The sequence below is a fragment of the Phyllobacterium sp. genome (assembly GCF_037994425.1).
GTDB lineage: Bacteria > Pseudomonadota > Alphaproteobacteria > Rhizobiales > Rhizobiaceae > Phyllobacterium.
In genome coordinates this window covers 1-14967 of sequence record NZ_JBBNAM010000154.1, presented here as the reverse complement: position 1 = coordinate 14967, position 14967 = coordinate 1, and the positions used below count along the sequence as shown (strand labels likewise).

At 56.9% G+C, this 14967-nt stretch carries 16 protein-coding genes; 8 read left to right on the top strand and 8 right to left on the bottom strand.

The window, feature by feature from the left end; translation table 11 throughout:
• Positions 1-15: 15 nt before the first annotated feature.
• From AAAB35_RS10990 to AAAB35_RS10955, 8 genes are all read right to left on the bottom strand, one after another.
• Complete coding sequence (locus AAAB35_RS10990) at positions 16-1029, bottom strand: type II secretion system F family protein (protein ID WP_340668317.1); 1014 nt, start codon at positions 1027-1029, stop codon at positions 16-18.
• Positions 1030-1050: 21 nt separating this feature from the next.
• A complete protein-coding gene (locus tag AAAB35_RS10985) occupies positions 1051-2520 on the bottom strand; it encodes a CpaF family protein (protein ID WP_340668316.1) in 1470 nt (489 codons plus the stop codon).
• Between the two features lie 18 nt (positions 2521-2538).
• Complete coding sequence (locus tag AAAB35_RS10980) at positions 2539-3816, bottom strand: CpaE family protein (RefSeq protein WP_340668315.1); 1278 nt, start codon at positions 3814-3816, stop codon at positions 2539-2541.
• A 28-nt stretch (positions 3817-3844) separates the two neighbouring features.
• A complete protein-coding gene (locus AAAB35_RS10975) occupies positions 3845-4534 on the bottom strand; it encodes a CpaD family pilus assembly lipoprotein (RefSeq protein WP_340668314.1) in 690 nt (229 codons plus the stop codon).
• 14 nt (positions 4535-4548) lie between these two features.
• Complete coding sequence (locus AAAB35_RS10970) at positions 4549-6156, bottom strand: type II and III secretion system protein family protein (protein ID WP_340668313.1); 1608 nt, start codon at positions 6154-6156, stop codon at positions 4549-4551.
• A 4-nt stretch (positions 6157-6160) separates the two neighbouring features.
• Positions 6161-6964, bottom strand: a complete 804-nt coding sequence (gene cpaB, locus AAAB35_RS10965; protein WP_340668312.1) for a Flp pilus assembly protein CpaB — start codon at positions 6962-6964, stop codon at positions 6161-6163.
• 171 nt (positions 6965-7135) lie between these two features.
• Positions 7136-7660, bottom strand: a complete 525-nt coding sequence (locus tag AAAB35_RS10960) for a prepilin peptidase (protein WP_340668311.1) — start codon at positions 7658-7660, stop codon at positions 7136-7138.
• Positions 7661-7666: 6 nt separating this feature from the next.
• Positions 7667-7867 (bottom strand): Flp family type IVb pilin, encoded by a 201-nt coding sequence (locus AAAB35_RS10955; RefSeq protein ID WP_340668310.1) that lies wholly within the window; start codon positions 7865-7867, stop codon positions 7667-7669.
• Between the two features lie 282 nt (positions 7868-8149).
• Between AAAB35_RS10955 and AAAB35_RS10950 the strand changes: the two genes are divergently transcribed.
• The 8 genes from AAAB35_RS10950 to AAAB35_RS10915 form a co-directional block, all read left to right on the top strand.
• Positions 8150-8590 carry a pilus assembly protein N-terminal domain-containing protein gene (locus tag AAAB35_RS10950; protein WP_340668309.1) on the top strand — a complete coding sequence of 147 codons (441 nt, stop codon included), beginning with the start codon at positions 8150-8152 and terminating at the stop codon, positions 8588-8590.
• A 127-nt stretch (positions 8591-8717) separates the two neighbouring features.
• Positions 8718-9341 (top strand): TadE/TadG family type IV pilus assembly protein, encoded by a 624-nt coding sequence (locus tag AAAB35_RS10945; RefSeq protein WP_340668308.1) that lies wholly within the window; start codon positions 8718-8720, stop codon positions 9339-9341.
• 40 nt (positions 9342-9381) lie between these two features.
• Positions 9382-10002: a TadE/TadG family type IV pilus assembly protein gene (locus tag AAAB35_RS10940; protein WP_340668307.1), complete on the top strand. Its 621-nt coding sequence runs from the start codon at positions 9382-9384 to the stop codon at positions 10000-10002.
• Between the two features lie 87 nt (positions 10003-10089).
• Positions 10090-11334: a phosphopentomutase gene (locus tag AAAB35_RS10935; protein ID WP_340668306.1), complete on the top strand. Its 1245-nt coding sequence runs from the start codon at positions 10090-10092 to the stop codon at positions 11332-11334.
• Complete coding sequence (mutM, locus tag AAAB35_RS10930) at positions 11327-12220, top strand: bifunctional DNA-formamidopyrimidine glycosylase/DNA-(apurinic or apyrimidinic site) lyase (RefSeq protein WP_340668304.1); 894 nt, start codon at positions 11327-11329, stop codon at positions 12218-12220. The genes AAAB35_RS10935 and mutM overlap by 8 nt, the downstream gene beginning before the upstream one ends.
• A 22-nt stretch (positions 12221-12242) precedes the next feature.
• A complete protein-coding gene (locus AAAB35_RS10925) occupies positions 12243-13016 on the top strand; it encodes an enoyl-CoA hydratase (RefSeq protein WP_340668303.1) in 774 nt (257 codons plus the stop codon).
• A gap of 155 nt (positions 13017-13171) precedes the next feature.
• Complete coding sequence (gene rpsT, locus AAAB35_RS10920; RefSeq protein ID WP_340668302.1) at positions 13172-13438, top strand: 30S ribosomal protein S20; 267 nt, start codon at positions 13172-13174, stop codon at positions 13436-13438.
• 898 nt (positions 13439-14336) lie between these two features.
• The coding region (locus tag AAAB35_RS10915) for a DnaA/Hda family protein (protein ID WP_340668348.1) at positions 14337-14967 on the top strand (631 nt) is incomplete at its 3' end.

Sequence of the window (14967 nt, the reverse complement as noted above, 5' to 3'; positions counted from 1 at the left end):
CCTTGACCTTCCCGCTCAGAACTTGAAGTTGATCATTTTTTTCATGACGATGATGCCGAGTGACATCCAGACAGCCGCGCAGCCCATGATGACGTGACCTGTGTCGGTCGTGAACAGGACCATGATGTAGCCCGGACTCGACAGATAGACGAGCAGGGCGACCGCGAATGGCAGCGAGCCGATAATGTAGGCGGAGGCCTTGGCTTCCATGGACAACGCCTGGACCTTGGCCGCCATTTTCTTGCGGTCGCGCAGCACGCGCGAGAGATTGCCGAGTGCCTCGGAAAGATTGCCACCGGCCTGCGACTGGATCTGGATGACGATGCCGAAGAAACTTGCTTCGGGGCAAGGCATATATTCCGACATACGCATCGACGACTCCGGGATGCTGATGCCGACCTGCTGCCCATCGACCATGCGACGGAATTCGGCACGAACCGGTTCCTGCGCTTCCTGGGCGATGAGCCTGATTCCGTCATTGAGCGGCAGGCCGGAACGGAGGGCACGCACAATGACATCGATGGAATTCGGAAATTCCTTGAGAAACGCCTTTACGCGGCGTCCGCGACGATAATAGACAAACCAGCGCGGCAGTCCGAAGACGCCGGCCAGCAACAATCCTGGTGCCAGATAGAGCGGAGAGCCGAGGAAGAGCCCCAGCAGCGCGACGATGATTCCGACCACGGCAGAGTAAATATAGAAGCGCTGCACCGTAACCTTCATTCCGGCCTGAACGAGCAGCATCTTCAAGGGTGGTGACTTGATGTTCTTGTCGCGCAGTTTCTGACGCTGTTCGATATCCTTCAACGTGTCCTGAACCGACCTGCGACGCTTCTGCGCCTCCGCGAGTTTGTCGCGAACTACATGCTTGCCCATGCTTTCGCTGGCCGACAGCTTCACGGATTTCAGGCGCTCGTCCGACCGCTTTTGCGAAGCAATCGAATCAAAAAAGAAGACATAGGCAAGAGCAGCGAAAGTCAGCGCCACCAGGGCGACGAAGACGATCTGCGGAAGGCTAAGCCCGAACATCGTTGATCTCCCCCCGCTTCATCATCCCTGCATGATTTCCATGGAATCCAGTGCCTGGGCGAGGCGGCGATCTTCGATGAAATAGCGGGCACGCTCCCAGAAGTGCGGCCGGGCGATGCCGGTCGAAACATGTTTACCAATGAGCCGGCCATTCGCATCCTCGCCGGTGATCTGGTAGACGACGAGGTCCTGCGTGATGATCACATCACCTTCCATGCCGATCACTTCGGTAACGTGCGTAATACGCCTCGATCCGTCACGCAGTCGGGCAGCCTGGATGATGACATCAACCGAGCCGACGATGATTTCGCGGACGGTTCTTTGCGGCAGTGAAAAGCCGCCCATAGCGATCATGGATTCGATACGGCTGAGGCATTCGCGCGGACTGTTGGAGTGGATCGTGCCCATCGAACCGTCGTGGCCCGTGTTCATTGCGGAGAGCAGGTCGAAGACCTCCGGCCCGCGCACCTCGCCGACGATGATCCGCTCGGGGCGCATACGCAGACAGTTCTTGACCAGATCGCGCATCGTGACTTCGCCCTCGCCTTCAAGATTGGGCGGCCGCGTTTCGAGACGGACCACGTGCGGCTGTTGCAATTGTAGTTCAGCCGAGTCCTCGCAGGTGATGACGCGTTCATCCTTGTCGATGTAGTTGGTAAGGCAGTTAAGCAGAGTGGTCTTGCCTGAACCCGTACCTCCCGAGATGACAAGGTTGCAGCGGACACGGCCAATAATCTGCAGGAGTTCCGCGCCCGCCGGCGAAATCGCACCGAAACGGACGAGCTGATCGAGCGTCAGCTTGTCCTTTTTGAATTTCCGGATGGTCAGGACTGGCCCGTCGATCGCGAGCGGCGGTGCAATGACGTTGACACGCGAACCATCAGGCAGGCGCGCGTCGCATATGGGGCTTGATTCATCGACGCGGCGCCCGACCTGGCTGACGATGCGCTGGCATATGTTAAGGAGTTGCTGGTTGTCACGGAACCGTACGCCCGATTCCTGCACCTTGCCCTGAACTTCGATATAGGTCTTGCGCGCACCATTGACCATGATATCTGCGATGTCGTCGCGCGCCAGCAATGGCTCCAGCGGGCCGTAGCCGAGAACATCGTTGCAAATGTCGTCGAGCAGTTCCTCCTGCTCCGAAATCGACATGGCAAAATTCTTGATCGCGATGATGTCATTGACGATATCGCGAATTTCCTCACGCGCGACCTCGGGGTCGAGTTTCGACAGTTGCGCAAGATCGATCGTATCGATCAGCGCCGTGAAGACCTGGGATTTGGTGTCGTAATAGGCTTCGTTCTTCTCACGCAGCACCATGACCGGCTTTGCCGCTTCCGCTGGCTGGCGCTTCGCCTCCAATATATCGCGCGGCAAACGGGATGACTCAGCCGCCGCGTTACCGAGCGGGAGTGCCGCTTCCATCGCCAGGCCGCGAAATTCCTGGACCTGTTGGTTTCCCCCGGCGTTGCCACGCTTACCGAACATGATGCCCCTTCGATCTCGCTATTTCTTGCGCTTGAGCTTCGAGAAGACGGCTTTTAGCCCCGGCTTCTTCTTCGTCTTCAGCGTTATGCGGCCTGTCAAAATATGGGCCATTTCGTTGATGGTCTGAACAATTGGATTGGCTGCGTCGGTCTCGGCCAGCATCCGCCCATTGTTGGCGGCACTGCCGAAGAGCGCCGGGTCGAAGGGAATCGTCGCCATCGGCGGGATGCCAAGCGGGCCGCAGAATTCCACCGGCGCGATTTCGGGCCGTTTCGGCACGCCCACCTGATTGAGAATGAGCCGGGGTGGTGCATCGTTCGGCCGAAGCTGCTTGAGCGTGTCGAGCAGGTTCTTCGTGTTGCGGAGATTTGCCAATTCCGGCGAGGCAACAATCACAACCTCGTCTGCGCGGGTCAGCGTTGTGCGTGTCCATCCATTCCAGGAGTGGGGTACATCGAGAATGACATGCGGGACCGAGCGCTGCACCACGTCGATCAGATGGGCAAAAGAGTCATCGCGGAAGTCGAAGACCCGATCCAGCGTCGACGGGGCTGCTAGGAGCGAAAGATTTTCAGCGCATTGTGCGAGCAACCGGTCGAGGTAGACGTCGTCGATCCGCTCTGGCGAAAACACGGCTTCGGCGATGCCTTGCGCGGGGTCCTGGTCAAAATTGATGTTCGCGGTCCCGTAAGGCAGGTCCATGTCGGCGATGACGACCTCGCTCTTGAACAGCGAGGAGATCGACCATGCAACATTGTGGGCGAGCGTCGAGGCGCCAACGCCTCCCTTTGCGCCAATGAAGGCAACGGCGTTGCCGAGCGGCTTTGCTTCCGGATCCACGAAAAGGGCGCCGATCACCCCGATGATATCGGCAAGTTCGATGGGCGCGATCATGTATTCGGAAATACCGTTGCGAATGAGTTCGCGGTAGAGCCAGACATCATTGAAGTGCCCGATGATGACGACCTTCGTGCTGGGGTCGCACACTTCCGAAAGGGTGGAGAGACTTTGCAGCATGTCGCGAGGCGCTGCCGACGTCTCGAGCAGGATCAGATTGGGTGTCGGAACGGTCTGGAACATTTCGACGGCGGTCTCGACACCTCCCATATGGATTTGGGCATGCGTCTTTGCCATCCTCCGGTCCTCGTTGGCGCGGGCAATCTGCTTTGCGACCGCGTCCGTCTCGCAGAATGCCTGGATTGATATGCGAGGAACCGGCCGGAAGGCGTGCAGGTCGGTCGACCGCCCTGCGCCATCCCCGATGTCATCTTCTGTTTCAAAGGCCAGTAAACTCATCTTAGCATTCCGCGTTTCAAGGAGTTGGTCACCACGAATAGTCGACTTCCTGCGCACCGAGCGTGTGCGGATTGTCAGAAGGAACACCTCGGTAGTCTTCGATGACAATGTTGCGCCGCTCCGCATCGATCGGCGAGGAAGCCCGCGGTCCAAGAAGATCGGCCGGATTTGCGATCTGGGCTGCCAGATTATTCTGGTTCGCACAGCCGAAATTCGCGTAATGGCGGTTATCCGCCGTTTCGAGCAGATCCTTCGGCCACTGCCCACATGGATGGGTCGACGCCGTCATTGCCGTATAGGAGAGCCTTATCGGGGCTGAGTCCGATGGGCTGGCGCCGTAGCGCTCGCTGGAGATATTGAACGGCTTCACTCCGCCCTTGCGCAGCACGGCCGTGATATCATCGCGCAACCGCGCGGCAGCCCGTTCATTCGGTGAGCCGGCGGGCAGCAATATGTGGATCATGCCCGATCCGTTGGCGCGATAATTTGCGACAACGTGCTCAACGATGCTGCGCTGCGTGATTGAGAGCTTGGTGTCCGCGTGACCGACAGGAATGTCCGAGACCTGTTCTTTTTCTGAGATGACGATCGGATGATTGGTCCGATAATCGTCTGGAATGCTGCCTGTCATTTGGCGCTGCGCGCAACCGGCGAGGAGCGATATAGCCAGCAATGCAAGGACCGGCTTCATACGACGAATGTGATTTGTGTCTGGCATGACCGCGTCCCTGCTTACTTGTAAATGTAACCGACAGTGCCTTCGTAGCGACCCTCCGGCAGGCTGGCCTCCTTCGTGCCATAGACACGATTGACCTTGCCGAGGAAGATGCCGGCGGCGTCGCTGGCTGGATTGAGATTGTCATCGGGTCTGGCAAGCGCCGTGCGGGCGACCGGACGCACGAGATAGGGCGTTATTATGATGACCAGTTCGCTCTCATTGCGCACAAATTCGCGACTGCGGAACAGAGTCCCGAGCACCGGTATCTTGGAGATTCCGGGCAGGCCGGAGATGGCCGAGCGGTTCTCGTCGCGCATCAATCCAGCGATCATCATCGAACCACCAGAGGGTAATTCTACCGTCGTATCGGCGAGGCGCTTGCGCAGTGAAATCAAATTTGTAGAAAGGTTTTGCGCCTGGTTCTTGTTCGTGGTGCCGTTGAAGGTCGGATTGACCCCCGCGCCGAGCGTAACTGAACCTTCAAGAGTTGGTTCGGAAACGGACGTCCTCACCTTCAAGCTGATGCGGCCCGGCGAAAGCACCACAGGTACAAATTCAAGGCCGATGCCGTATTCTATCTTGGTGACCTGGTATTGCGTTCCCTGCGCATTCTGCGTCTGCGCGGTAATCATGTTGAATTCACCACCGACCTTGAACTGGGCCTGTTCGCCGGAAACGGCAGTCAGCGATGGTTCCGCAAGGGTTTTCATCACCCCGGCAAGTTCCATCGCATTCAGATAGGAATCGATCGTTGCGCTGCCGATCGAAATCGGAGCAGTAATGCCCGACGTTGTCAGGCTCTTGCCTGCCAGTGACGCGATATTTGTCGAACTGAAGAAGATGCCGTCCGACTTCGTCTTGCCGACAAGGTTGACGCCGAGCTGCTTCATAACCGTGCGGCTGACCTCGGCCACCGTCACTTTCAGCGTCACCTGATCGTCTCCTGCGATCTGGATCAAATTGACGATCTTGCTTCTCTGACGCGCCTCGTCCGGATCGCTGATGGCAACGTCCGATCCGCCGCCGCCATTCGTGCCGCCTTGGCCGGATGCCGTCAGCGCGTATTGCCCCGTTGTCGCCTCACCGCCTGAAACGAGGAGGTTGGCGAGATCACTTGCGCGCTTGGCGTCGAGGGGCGTTTGTACTGTTCCGGTGAGGATGACGTTATCATTCATCAGCTCGACCTTGATGTCGGAATCAGGAATATATTTCCTCAAACTCTCCTCAAGACCGGCCACGTCGCGTTCGATCACGAGATCAAAGCTGGCAAGTTGCTCTCCGTTCGGTCCGAAGACGAAAACATTTGTCTGCCCCACCTGCTTGCCGAAAAGATAGATGCGTCGGGCGGTGCGGGTGACGGCGTCGGCAACGGTCGGATTGGCGACCAGGATATCGTAGGCATCGGACGGCAGATCGACGACCAGCGACTTGCTCAATCCAAGGTTGATGCGCTTGCCTGTGCTCTGGCTCTGGTTCAGCTTTATGACGCTCTCCTCGGCAACAGCCCTGTCAGGTACTGGCAGAATGGCAAGGCTGCAGCCGAGAAGGAACGTCGCCACCTTCTGCGTCGGCGATATTGGGGATGCGCATTTGAGCTGCATGATGTTGGTTTCGTGCCCCATTGCTTTATTTCCGGCCCATGATTTCGACCATGGTCCCGGACTTGATCAGTTTCACATTGCCGTTGCGGCCCGGCGAATTGACGAGGTATTGCGCGCCGGGTCCGGCTTGTTCCTGCGCGTCCTGAACCGAGCGCAGGACGAGGGACAGCCGAGCTGCCATCTGCTGGGCGACGGCAATGACTTCCGCTTGTTCCGGCGTTAGTTCGAGCGTTGCCGTGGAACCGATCTTGGTCTTCTCACCATTTTCATCTTCCTGGATGGTCTGATCGACCGCCAGTACCCGAATATTGCGCAGAACGGTCTCGGTGATGAATTGCTTGGGTTGGTTCTGAACCTCGATCTCGTGGACCATGATGACATCGACATAATCGTCCGGAAGAATGAAGCCGCCTGCGGACGTATCGGCCGCAATCTGCGTCGCGACGGCCCGCATGCCGGCAGGAAGCTGTGCCGACATAAAGCTTTGGCCCTTGCCGATCAGCTTTGCTTCGCGAATGGGTTCGCCCGTGAATATGCGCAAGCGAACGGTCGAACCTTTAAGTTCTTCCGTGGCGTTCGGCCGGTCAGATCGTTTGATGTAGCCATCCGCCAGGGCGTCAACGGGCCAGGATTGCCAGCGCATCTGACTATTCACTTCCGTCCCGACGCCAAGATTCTCTGTGGCGACCAAAACATCCTGCAATTTGATCTGAGGTTGGGGCTCGGATTGCACGACGTTCACGTCGGGCCTCATCTGCGTCGCGATATAGCCCGCAGCGCCCGCGGCGGCGACCGCGACGGTCAAAATGACAAGTCGTGCTTTTTGCATCAATGCACCCCGATAGACTTTCGTCTAAGATTACCCACGGTTGCACATTGACTTGTTAATCGTGTAATTATGGTTAACGCATTGCTTAAATCTATGATTAACAGCGCTTAACCATCAAACTTTCGACCTATATATATTGTCAAACACTGAGCACGGTTTGGATAGTCCCGATCAGAGCTGGGCCAGGCGGTCGATCACCCATTGGCAAAGAGGCGAGGCAGGAAATACCATCAGGCCGGCGGCGCCGAGTGCGATGCCATAAGGTACGCCTTCCTCCTTGCGCGCCAACCGCCGCATGAAATCTATTCGGTCGGTGTACAATATTGCCGTGTGGGAATTGCGATAGTTCAGGATTGCGAGGGTCAGCAGACCGCCAAACAAAGACATCACCAACAAATATTGAGCCAGGCCCATGTTCCATCCGAGCCAAAGGGCCGTCGCCGACATGAGTTTGGCATCACCGCCACCCATCGTACCCGTAGCAAAGAGCGCGAACGTAGCAGTGAGTACCACCGCCCCTGCAGCAAAATGCATTGCATAGGCGTCCCAGGCCATGCCGGTAAGCGGTGCGAGAATCACGAATGACACGACTAGGATGAGCGATACACGATTTTGGATCGTCATCGACAGGAGGTCGGAGATTCCCGCGAACGCCATTGCAAACGGAAAGATTACCAATATGGCGGCTTCAATCATGATCCATTACCTGTTTGTCGCTTGGGAAACTTCGGTGGCGATGAAGCCGAACAGCGTTCGAGTCGACGTTCCGAGCATGCCTGCTCCGACCATGATAGCGATGCTGATTATCGAGGCGATAAGTGTGTATTCGATTGCCGTAGCGCCGCATCGGCTATGAAGGAAGCGAGCGAACACGTCGAGGATCGCATTCATCGTGCGTGTCATGTCAATTTCCTCGCTCGTACCACTTGTTGCGCTTATTTGAACGCTAGCGACGGCGAATTTCATTCATCTTAAGGAATACCGTTACAAAAGAGTAAAACTTTGGCAAGTCCAAATAGAGGTATCCGAAAGGTAAATCGGATTGTTAGAATTTTCTTCAAATTTTACCTTTTTAAGAGAGTGTGTTCTTCGCCCGTTTATACTTAATGAAAGGTTGGCAGATTTAAGCTTTCCTTCACCAATCCAAGCCATGTTTAGGAAGCGTTCGTTTCGAGAGGCTCCTCCATGTTTGGCAAGAAATTCCATTATATCCGCACTTACGGATTGACTATTGCCATGGCATTGGCTGCCATCGCGCAAGCAACGGCCCCGGCGAACGCAGATACCGGCATTCACGTGATCATGAATCAGGCAAGGATCCTCAGGCTCGCGCGTCCCGCCGATACCGTCGTTGTCGGTGACCCCGCCATTGCCGATGCGGTCGTCAAGGATGCGCGCACAGTCGTTTTGACGGGCAAGGGTTTCGGTATTACCAATATCGTCATTCTCGACGCGGACGGAGGCGCGATCGTCGATGACCAGGTCATGGTCCGCCGCAGTGTCGCCAATACCACGCGCGTCTACCGCCGCGCCTTCGTCCAAACGCTTTCGTGCACGCCCTATTGCGAAACGGCGCAGAAAACTGACGCGGAGAGCAAGTCCGATCAGGAAATTGGCGGTAATTGACCACACAAGCTCACGGTTGAAAAACTGTGAATGAATTCACTGCAATTTCGAGCCTCATTCCAACCGGATTCTAACTTCTGAATGCTAGGAATTCCCTGACCTTAAGTGGTGCGGGGAATTTCCATCCATGTACGATAGCAACGAGAATAAAAATTCGCATGAAAGTGGCGACGCCGGCGCCGCATCTCAAAGCGCCGCATATCAAGGCACCGCAAGGAAAAGCCCACTCATCGCGCTGCTGGCCCGTTTTCGACGCAATCGACGCGGCACGGTTGCGATCGAATTCGCAATGATTGCCCTGCCCTTCTTCTTGCTGATCTTCGCCATCATCGAGGTCGGGTTGAGTTTCATGGCTCAGCAAGTCATGGCCAACGCCACCGACGAAATTGCGAGGCGGTTGCGAACCGGCGAGTTACGGGCGGCAAACATTTCGGGAAACCAGCTGCGTGACCGCATCTGCGCAGAGCTTTTCATGCCTGAGGCGGGCTGTACCAACCTCGTCGTAGATCTGCAGACTTATGCAACGTTCACCAACGTGCCCGTCACCATTCCGCTGCAGCCGAACGGTGACGTCAATGCGACCGGATTCAAGAATAATGTCGGTGGCGCGAGCACGATCAACCAGCTGCGTGTTTTCTATCGCTGGCCTATCCTCACCAATCTGATGCGCAATCGCATCGAGAGCATCGACGGAACGGGCCGCACCCTGCTGTTCTCAACCGTGACCTGGAAAAACGAACCCTTCGTCTGACGCTGGTCAGACCATCCGCAAAGCCTCGAAAGTGTGACGCATGAACAATCAAAGACAAGAAAAGGCGGCGAAATACTTATCGAAGATCGCGGGGCGTTTCCTCGGTGACAAACGCGGCGTAGCTGCGCTCGAATTCGCACTCATTGCACCTGTTCTCATACTGCTCTACCTCGGCACGGTCGAGATGACAGACGGTGTCGATGTCAATAAGAACCTCGGCCGCGCTACAAGCATGGTCGCTGACCTCGTCACGCAACAGACGACTGTCACGGTCAGCGATCTCAGCAACATTATGAAGATCGGCCAAGCCACCCTCCTGCCCTATCGCCGCGACACGCCCCAGATCACCATAGTCTCCATCAATATTTCCGCTGCCGGCAACCCGACGGTCATCTGGTCGCGGCGGCTTGTGAACGGAAGCGAGACCAGGCCATACAATGCCGGCAGCGCCATAACTCTGGACGCCAATTTGCGCATACCAAGCACCACGGTCGTCCAGGTAGAGATGAAGCTTGCCTATGCGCCCCGCGTTCCCTGGACGATCACAGGGAAGACGAACACCGCCGCCGGCGCATCAATCATCGGGATTCCCATGTCCAAGACATCCTATGGCCGCATACGGCAAGGTTCTAACGCCGTCATCTGCACCAACTGCCCATAAGCCCGGAAACAGAGCCTGCCGCACCATTGATTTGTCACGGCGCATAGTTTGACCTATCTGTGATGTCTGATTTACTCGGAGTGTCGCATGGCTCGGGCTTTCCTTTTCGTTCTAGACTCTTTCGGCATCGGCGGCGCACCCGATGCAGAGGCCTTCGGTGACGAAGGTTCAAACACGTTTGGTCACATAGTAGAACGCTGCGCTGCCGGGGAGGCCGACAGGGAAGGTCAGCGGCAGGGGCCACTGCTCATCCCAAATATGAGTTCGCTAGGTCTGTTTCATGCGGCCAATCTCGCCTCTGAATTTGCAATGCCATCACGGATGCACGCCCCCGCCGGTCTATGGGGCGCGGCGGAAGAAACCTCGAAGGGCAAGGACACACCCTCGGGCCATTGGGAAATTGCGGGCGTGCCGGTAACGTTCGATTGGGGCTATTTCCCGCAAACTGTTCCGACATTCCCCGATACCCTGATCGCCGACGCCGTTCGCCGTGCGGAACTTCCAGGCATTCTCGGCAACAAACATGCTTCTGGAACAGACGTGATCGAAGAGTTTGGCGAGGAGCATATCCGCACCGGCAAGCCGATCTTCTATACTTCCACTGATTCCGTCATCCAGATCGCCGCGCATGAGGAGCATTTCGGGCTCGACCGCCTTTATGAGCTCTGTGCAATTGTGCGGGAATTGGTCGATCCGCTGAACATCGGACGCGTCATTGCCCGGCCATTCATCGGCGAGACGAGAGAAACGTTTGTTCGCACCGGCAATCGCCGCGACTATTCGGTGCCGCCGCCTGAAGCGACGCTTCTCGACCGACTTACCCAGGCAGGCCGGATGGTCATCGCAATCGGCAAGATCGGCGATATCTATGCGCATCAAGGCGTCAGTCAGGTGCGCAAGGCCAACGGTAATATGGCGCTCTTCGATGAAACACTGGTCGCCATGGACGATGCGCAGGACGGCGATCTGGTCTTCACCAACTTTGTCGATTTCGACATGCTCTACGGTCACCGGCGTGATGTTGCTGGCTATGCAGCTGCGCTCGAAGCTTTCGACAGGCGCCTGCCCGAGGCCATCGCAAAACTTCGTCCCGGCGATCTTATGATCCTTACCGCCGACCATGGCTGCGACCCTACCTATAAGGGCACAGACCATACGCGCGAGCGGGTACCCGTGCTTTGCTACGGCCCGGATTTGCCGAAGGGGTCCTTGGGCGTGCGCCCGACCTTCGCTGACATTGGGGAGACTGTTGCCGCCCATCTCGGCATTGCTTCCGGTTCCCACGGCAAGAGCTTCCTCAAGGGAACGGGGGAGCGCGGTCCCGATGCCTGAACTACCTGAGGTTGAAACTGTCCGGCGGGGCCTTCAGCCCTTCATGGAAGGTGCGACGATCCTTGCCGTCGAGCAGCGGCGCCCCAACCTGCGCTTTCCCTTCCCTGACCGCTTTGCCGAGCGATTGACCGGCCGGCGCATTGAAGCGCTCGAACGGCGCGCCAAATACCTCATCCTTCATCTCGACGACGGTCTTGGCGTCATCAGTCACCTCGGCATGTCCGGTTCCTACCGGATCGAGCAGGGCGAAGCGGCTCAAGCGCCGGGAAACTTTACACATGAGCGGTCGAAGAACGCGCTGCACGACCATGTGGTGTTGCGGCTAGGCGGCAAGGATGGGCAGACGAGCAGCATCATCTACAATGATCCGCGACGCTTCGGTTTCATGCTCTTTGCCGAGCCGGGGCAACTCAATACCCATCCTTTGTTAAAGGGTCTCGGCACCGAACCAACGGGCAATCGCCTCGATGGCGCCTTGCTTGCCAGGCTTTTCCATAACAAGGCGGCGCCGCTCAAGGCGGCACTACTCGACCAGAGGTTGATAGCCGGACTTGGCAATATCTATGTCTGCGAAGCGCTGTGGCGCGCTGAACTGTCGCCATTGCGGCCCGCTCGAAGCATCACTGGCCCGGACGGGGCCTCAACCGAGAATACCGAGCGCCTCGCAACGTTGATCCGATCCGTCATTGCCGATGCGATCGCTGCGGGTGGATCGAGCCTAAAGGATTACCGTCAAGCCGACGGCGAACTCGGCTATTTCCAGCATTCGTTTTCAGTCTACGACCGCGAAGGCGCCCCTTGCCCGCGGACAGGTTGCAATGGCACGGTGTCGCGTATCGTCCAAAGTGGGCGCTCGACATTCTACTGCCCTGTCTGCCAGCATTGATTGCGATTGAGGAGGACCATCCATGACCTATGAAAACATCATCGTCGATACACGCGAACGGGTGGGCTTCATCCAGCTCAATCGGCCTCAAGCTCTCAACGCGCTGAATTCGGCCCTTCTGGCCGAACTTGCGTCCGCCCTCGAAGGCTTCGACAAGGATAACGCCGTCGGTGCGATCGTGATTACGGGCTCCGAGAAGGCCTTTGCCGCAGGCGCCGACATCAAGGAGATGCAGACCCTCGCATTCGCCGATGCCTATCTCGGCGACTATTTCAGCGAATGGGAGCGGGTGACCCGCCTGCGCAAGCCGTTGATCGCGGCTGTGGCAGGCTACGCACTTGGCGGCGGCTGCGAATTGGCGATGATGTGCGACTTTATCATCGCCGCCGACACGGCCAAATTCGGCCAGCCCGAGATCACGCTTGGCGTCATGCCGGGAATGGGAGGATCGCAACGCCTCGCGCGCTCCGTGGGCAAGTCGAAGGCAATGGACCTTTGCCTCACCGGGCGCATGATGGACGCTGCCGAGGCAGAGCGCTGCGGTTTGGTTTCCCGGGTGGTCCCGGCGGCAGATCTCGTGGCGGAAGCCGTGAAGGCAGCTGCAAAAATCGCGTCTTTCTCCCTGCCGGTCGCCATGATGACGAAGGAGACGGTCAACCGTGCCTACGAAACGACCCTGTCGGAGGGTTTGCGCTTCGAACGCCGGGTCTTCCACTCGATGTTCGCCCTCGACGACCAGAAGGAAGGCATGGCGGCCTTTGCCGAAAAGCGAACGCCCTCCTTCAAAAACCGGTGAGCGAAAATATCCCCGGATTCATCAGCGATTCCAAGTTGACGCAAATGCAAACGTCATCTATAAGCCCCCCAACGTTCGGTGGCCCCTCGGCCACCCTATTATTTTGTGACGGCTGCTTTCAGGCTGCCGATTAGCTGACAGAAAAGAGAGGCATCATGGCCAACACTCCTTCGGCCAAGAAAGCGGCGCGCAAGATCGAAGCCCGCACCGAAGTCAACAAATCCCGCCGCTCGCGCGTGCGCACGGTCCTTCGCAAGTTCGAAGATGCGGTCGCAAGTGGTGATCAGGCTGCTGCCACCCTCGCCTTCAAGGCTGTTGAGCCGGAAGTCATGCGTGCAGCATCGAAGGGCGTCCTTCACAAGAATACTGCCTCGCGCAAAGTATCGCGTCTTTCGGCTCGCCTGAAGGGCATGTCTGCTTAATCAGACCTTCATATTTATATTTGAAAACCCGGCATCTATTTAGCCGGGTTTTTTTATTTGGGCCTGATTCTGGGAATAAATTCGTTTCTCCTGGAAAAGATTGTGGCATATCAAAACCATGACATCTGACAGTCACAAATCGATTAGGACAAAAAGCGTCAATCATCATTTTTCATTTATTTTCAATGACTTATAGAAGGTAGTAATTATAACTCGGGGGTGCCGTGTGGAATCTCCGACCACAGCCTCTGTCAAGCGAAAATTTATAATTTTTTTTTCCTCTCGTCCGGTCGCAGTGCAACAAAATCTGAGCCCCAAAAAAAGCCTTGAATCCGAACGGTTTTTCCAAGTTAAGCTGGGGACGCTTAAAAAAAATGGAAATCCATTAACCTTTTATTCATCAAAAAACCCTTGGGCCGGACTTGCTCTTCCTGCAAAGGTTTTTGTAAGGTCCAAGACATCGAAGGGGTGGGCAAAACCCATTTAACAGGCTTATAAAATTGTGGGTTCGGGCGCAGATTTGACCGTTTGCGTAACGAGTGGTTTTTGTCAGTACTCAAGTTCAACGGGCTTGGGTTGTTTCATAAATCGAGCGGGTTGGCGACGCTGGCGTGAGCCGGGCGTAGGGCTTTACGCGCCTAACGAGAGGGATGCGAACGTGGTTGTGAACGAAATTCTGAACAAGATATATTCAGTCCAACACTGCGTGATCGCTAAATCCTCAATCTGTTAGCTACGAAGTTAACCAGGCGGGCCACTGGGGCGGCTCGTCGGTCATCACTGCCGGACGGTGAAACGTCGGCAAATATAAAACACGGGCGTCTCAACGACCCGAATGAAATACCAGGATGAGGCGATGACAATGACCAGCGGAATAATGGAAAACGGCACAAATGCCATGGTCCCGCTCCATGTGGATGAGGGGAAAGACATGGCTTCGGCCGGTGGCGAGATGATTTTCGAGCGCGTCAAAAGCAAGCTCAAGGCGAAACTTGGCGGCGAGGTCTATTCGAGCTGGTTCGGCCGGCTGAAGCTCGACGAAACTTCCAAGAGTATCGTCCGACTGTCAGTGCCTACCGCGTTCCTGCGCTCCTGGATCAACAATCATTATTCCGACATGATCACCGCACTGTGGCGCGAAGAGGATGAACAGATCCTCAAGGTCGAGATCGTCTTCCGCAGCGCCAGCCGCGCCGCCCGTCCGACCTGTGATGCCGAGGCGCCGCAGCGCGCCGAAACGCGGGCTCTTGCTCGCGAGAAGCCCGTCTTTCCGGTCGGGACCACAACGCAGGAAAAGAAGGCGCCTGCGCATTTTGCCGATCGTTCGCAGAATTCGGTCTTCGGGTCGCCGCTTGATCCACGCTACACGTTCGAGACATTCGTCGATGGCACGCCCAACCGCGTCGCACTCGCTGCTGCGCGCACCATCGCCGATGCCGGTGCAAGCGCTGTCCGCTTCAATCCGCTCTTCATCCATGCGTCAGTCGGCCTCGGCAAGACCCACCTTTTGCAGGCAATCGCCGCCGAGG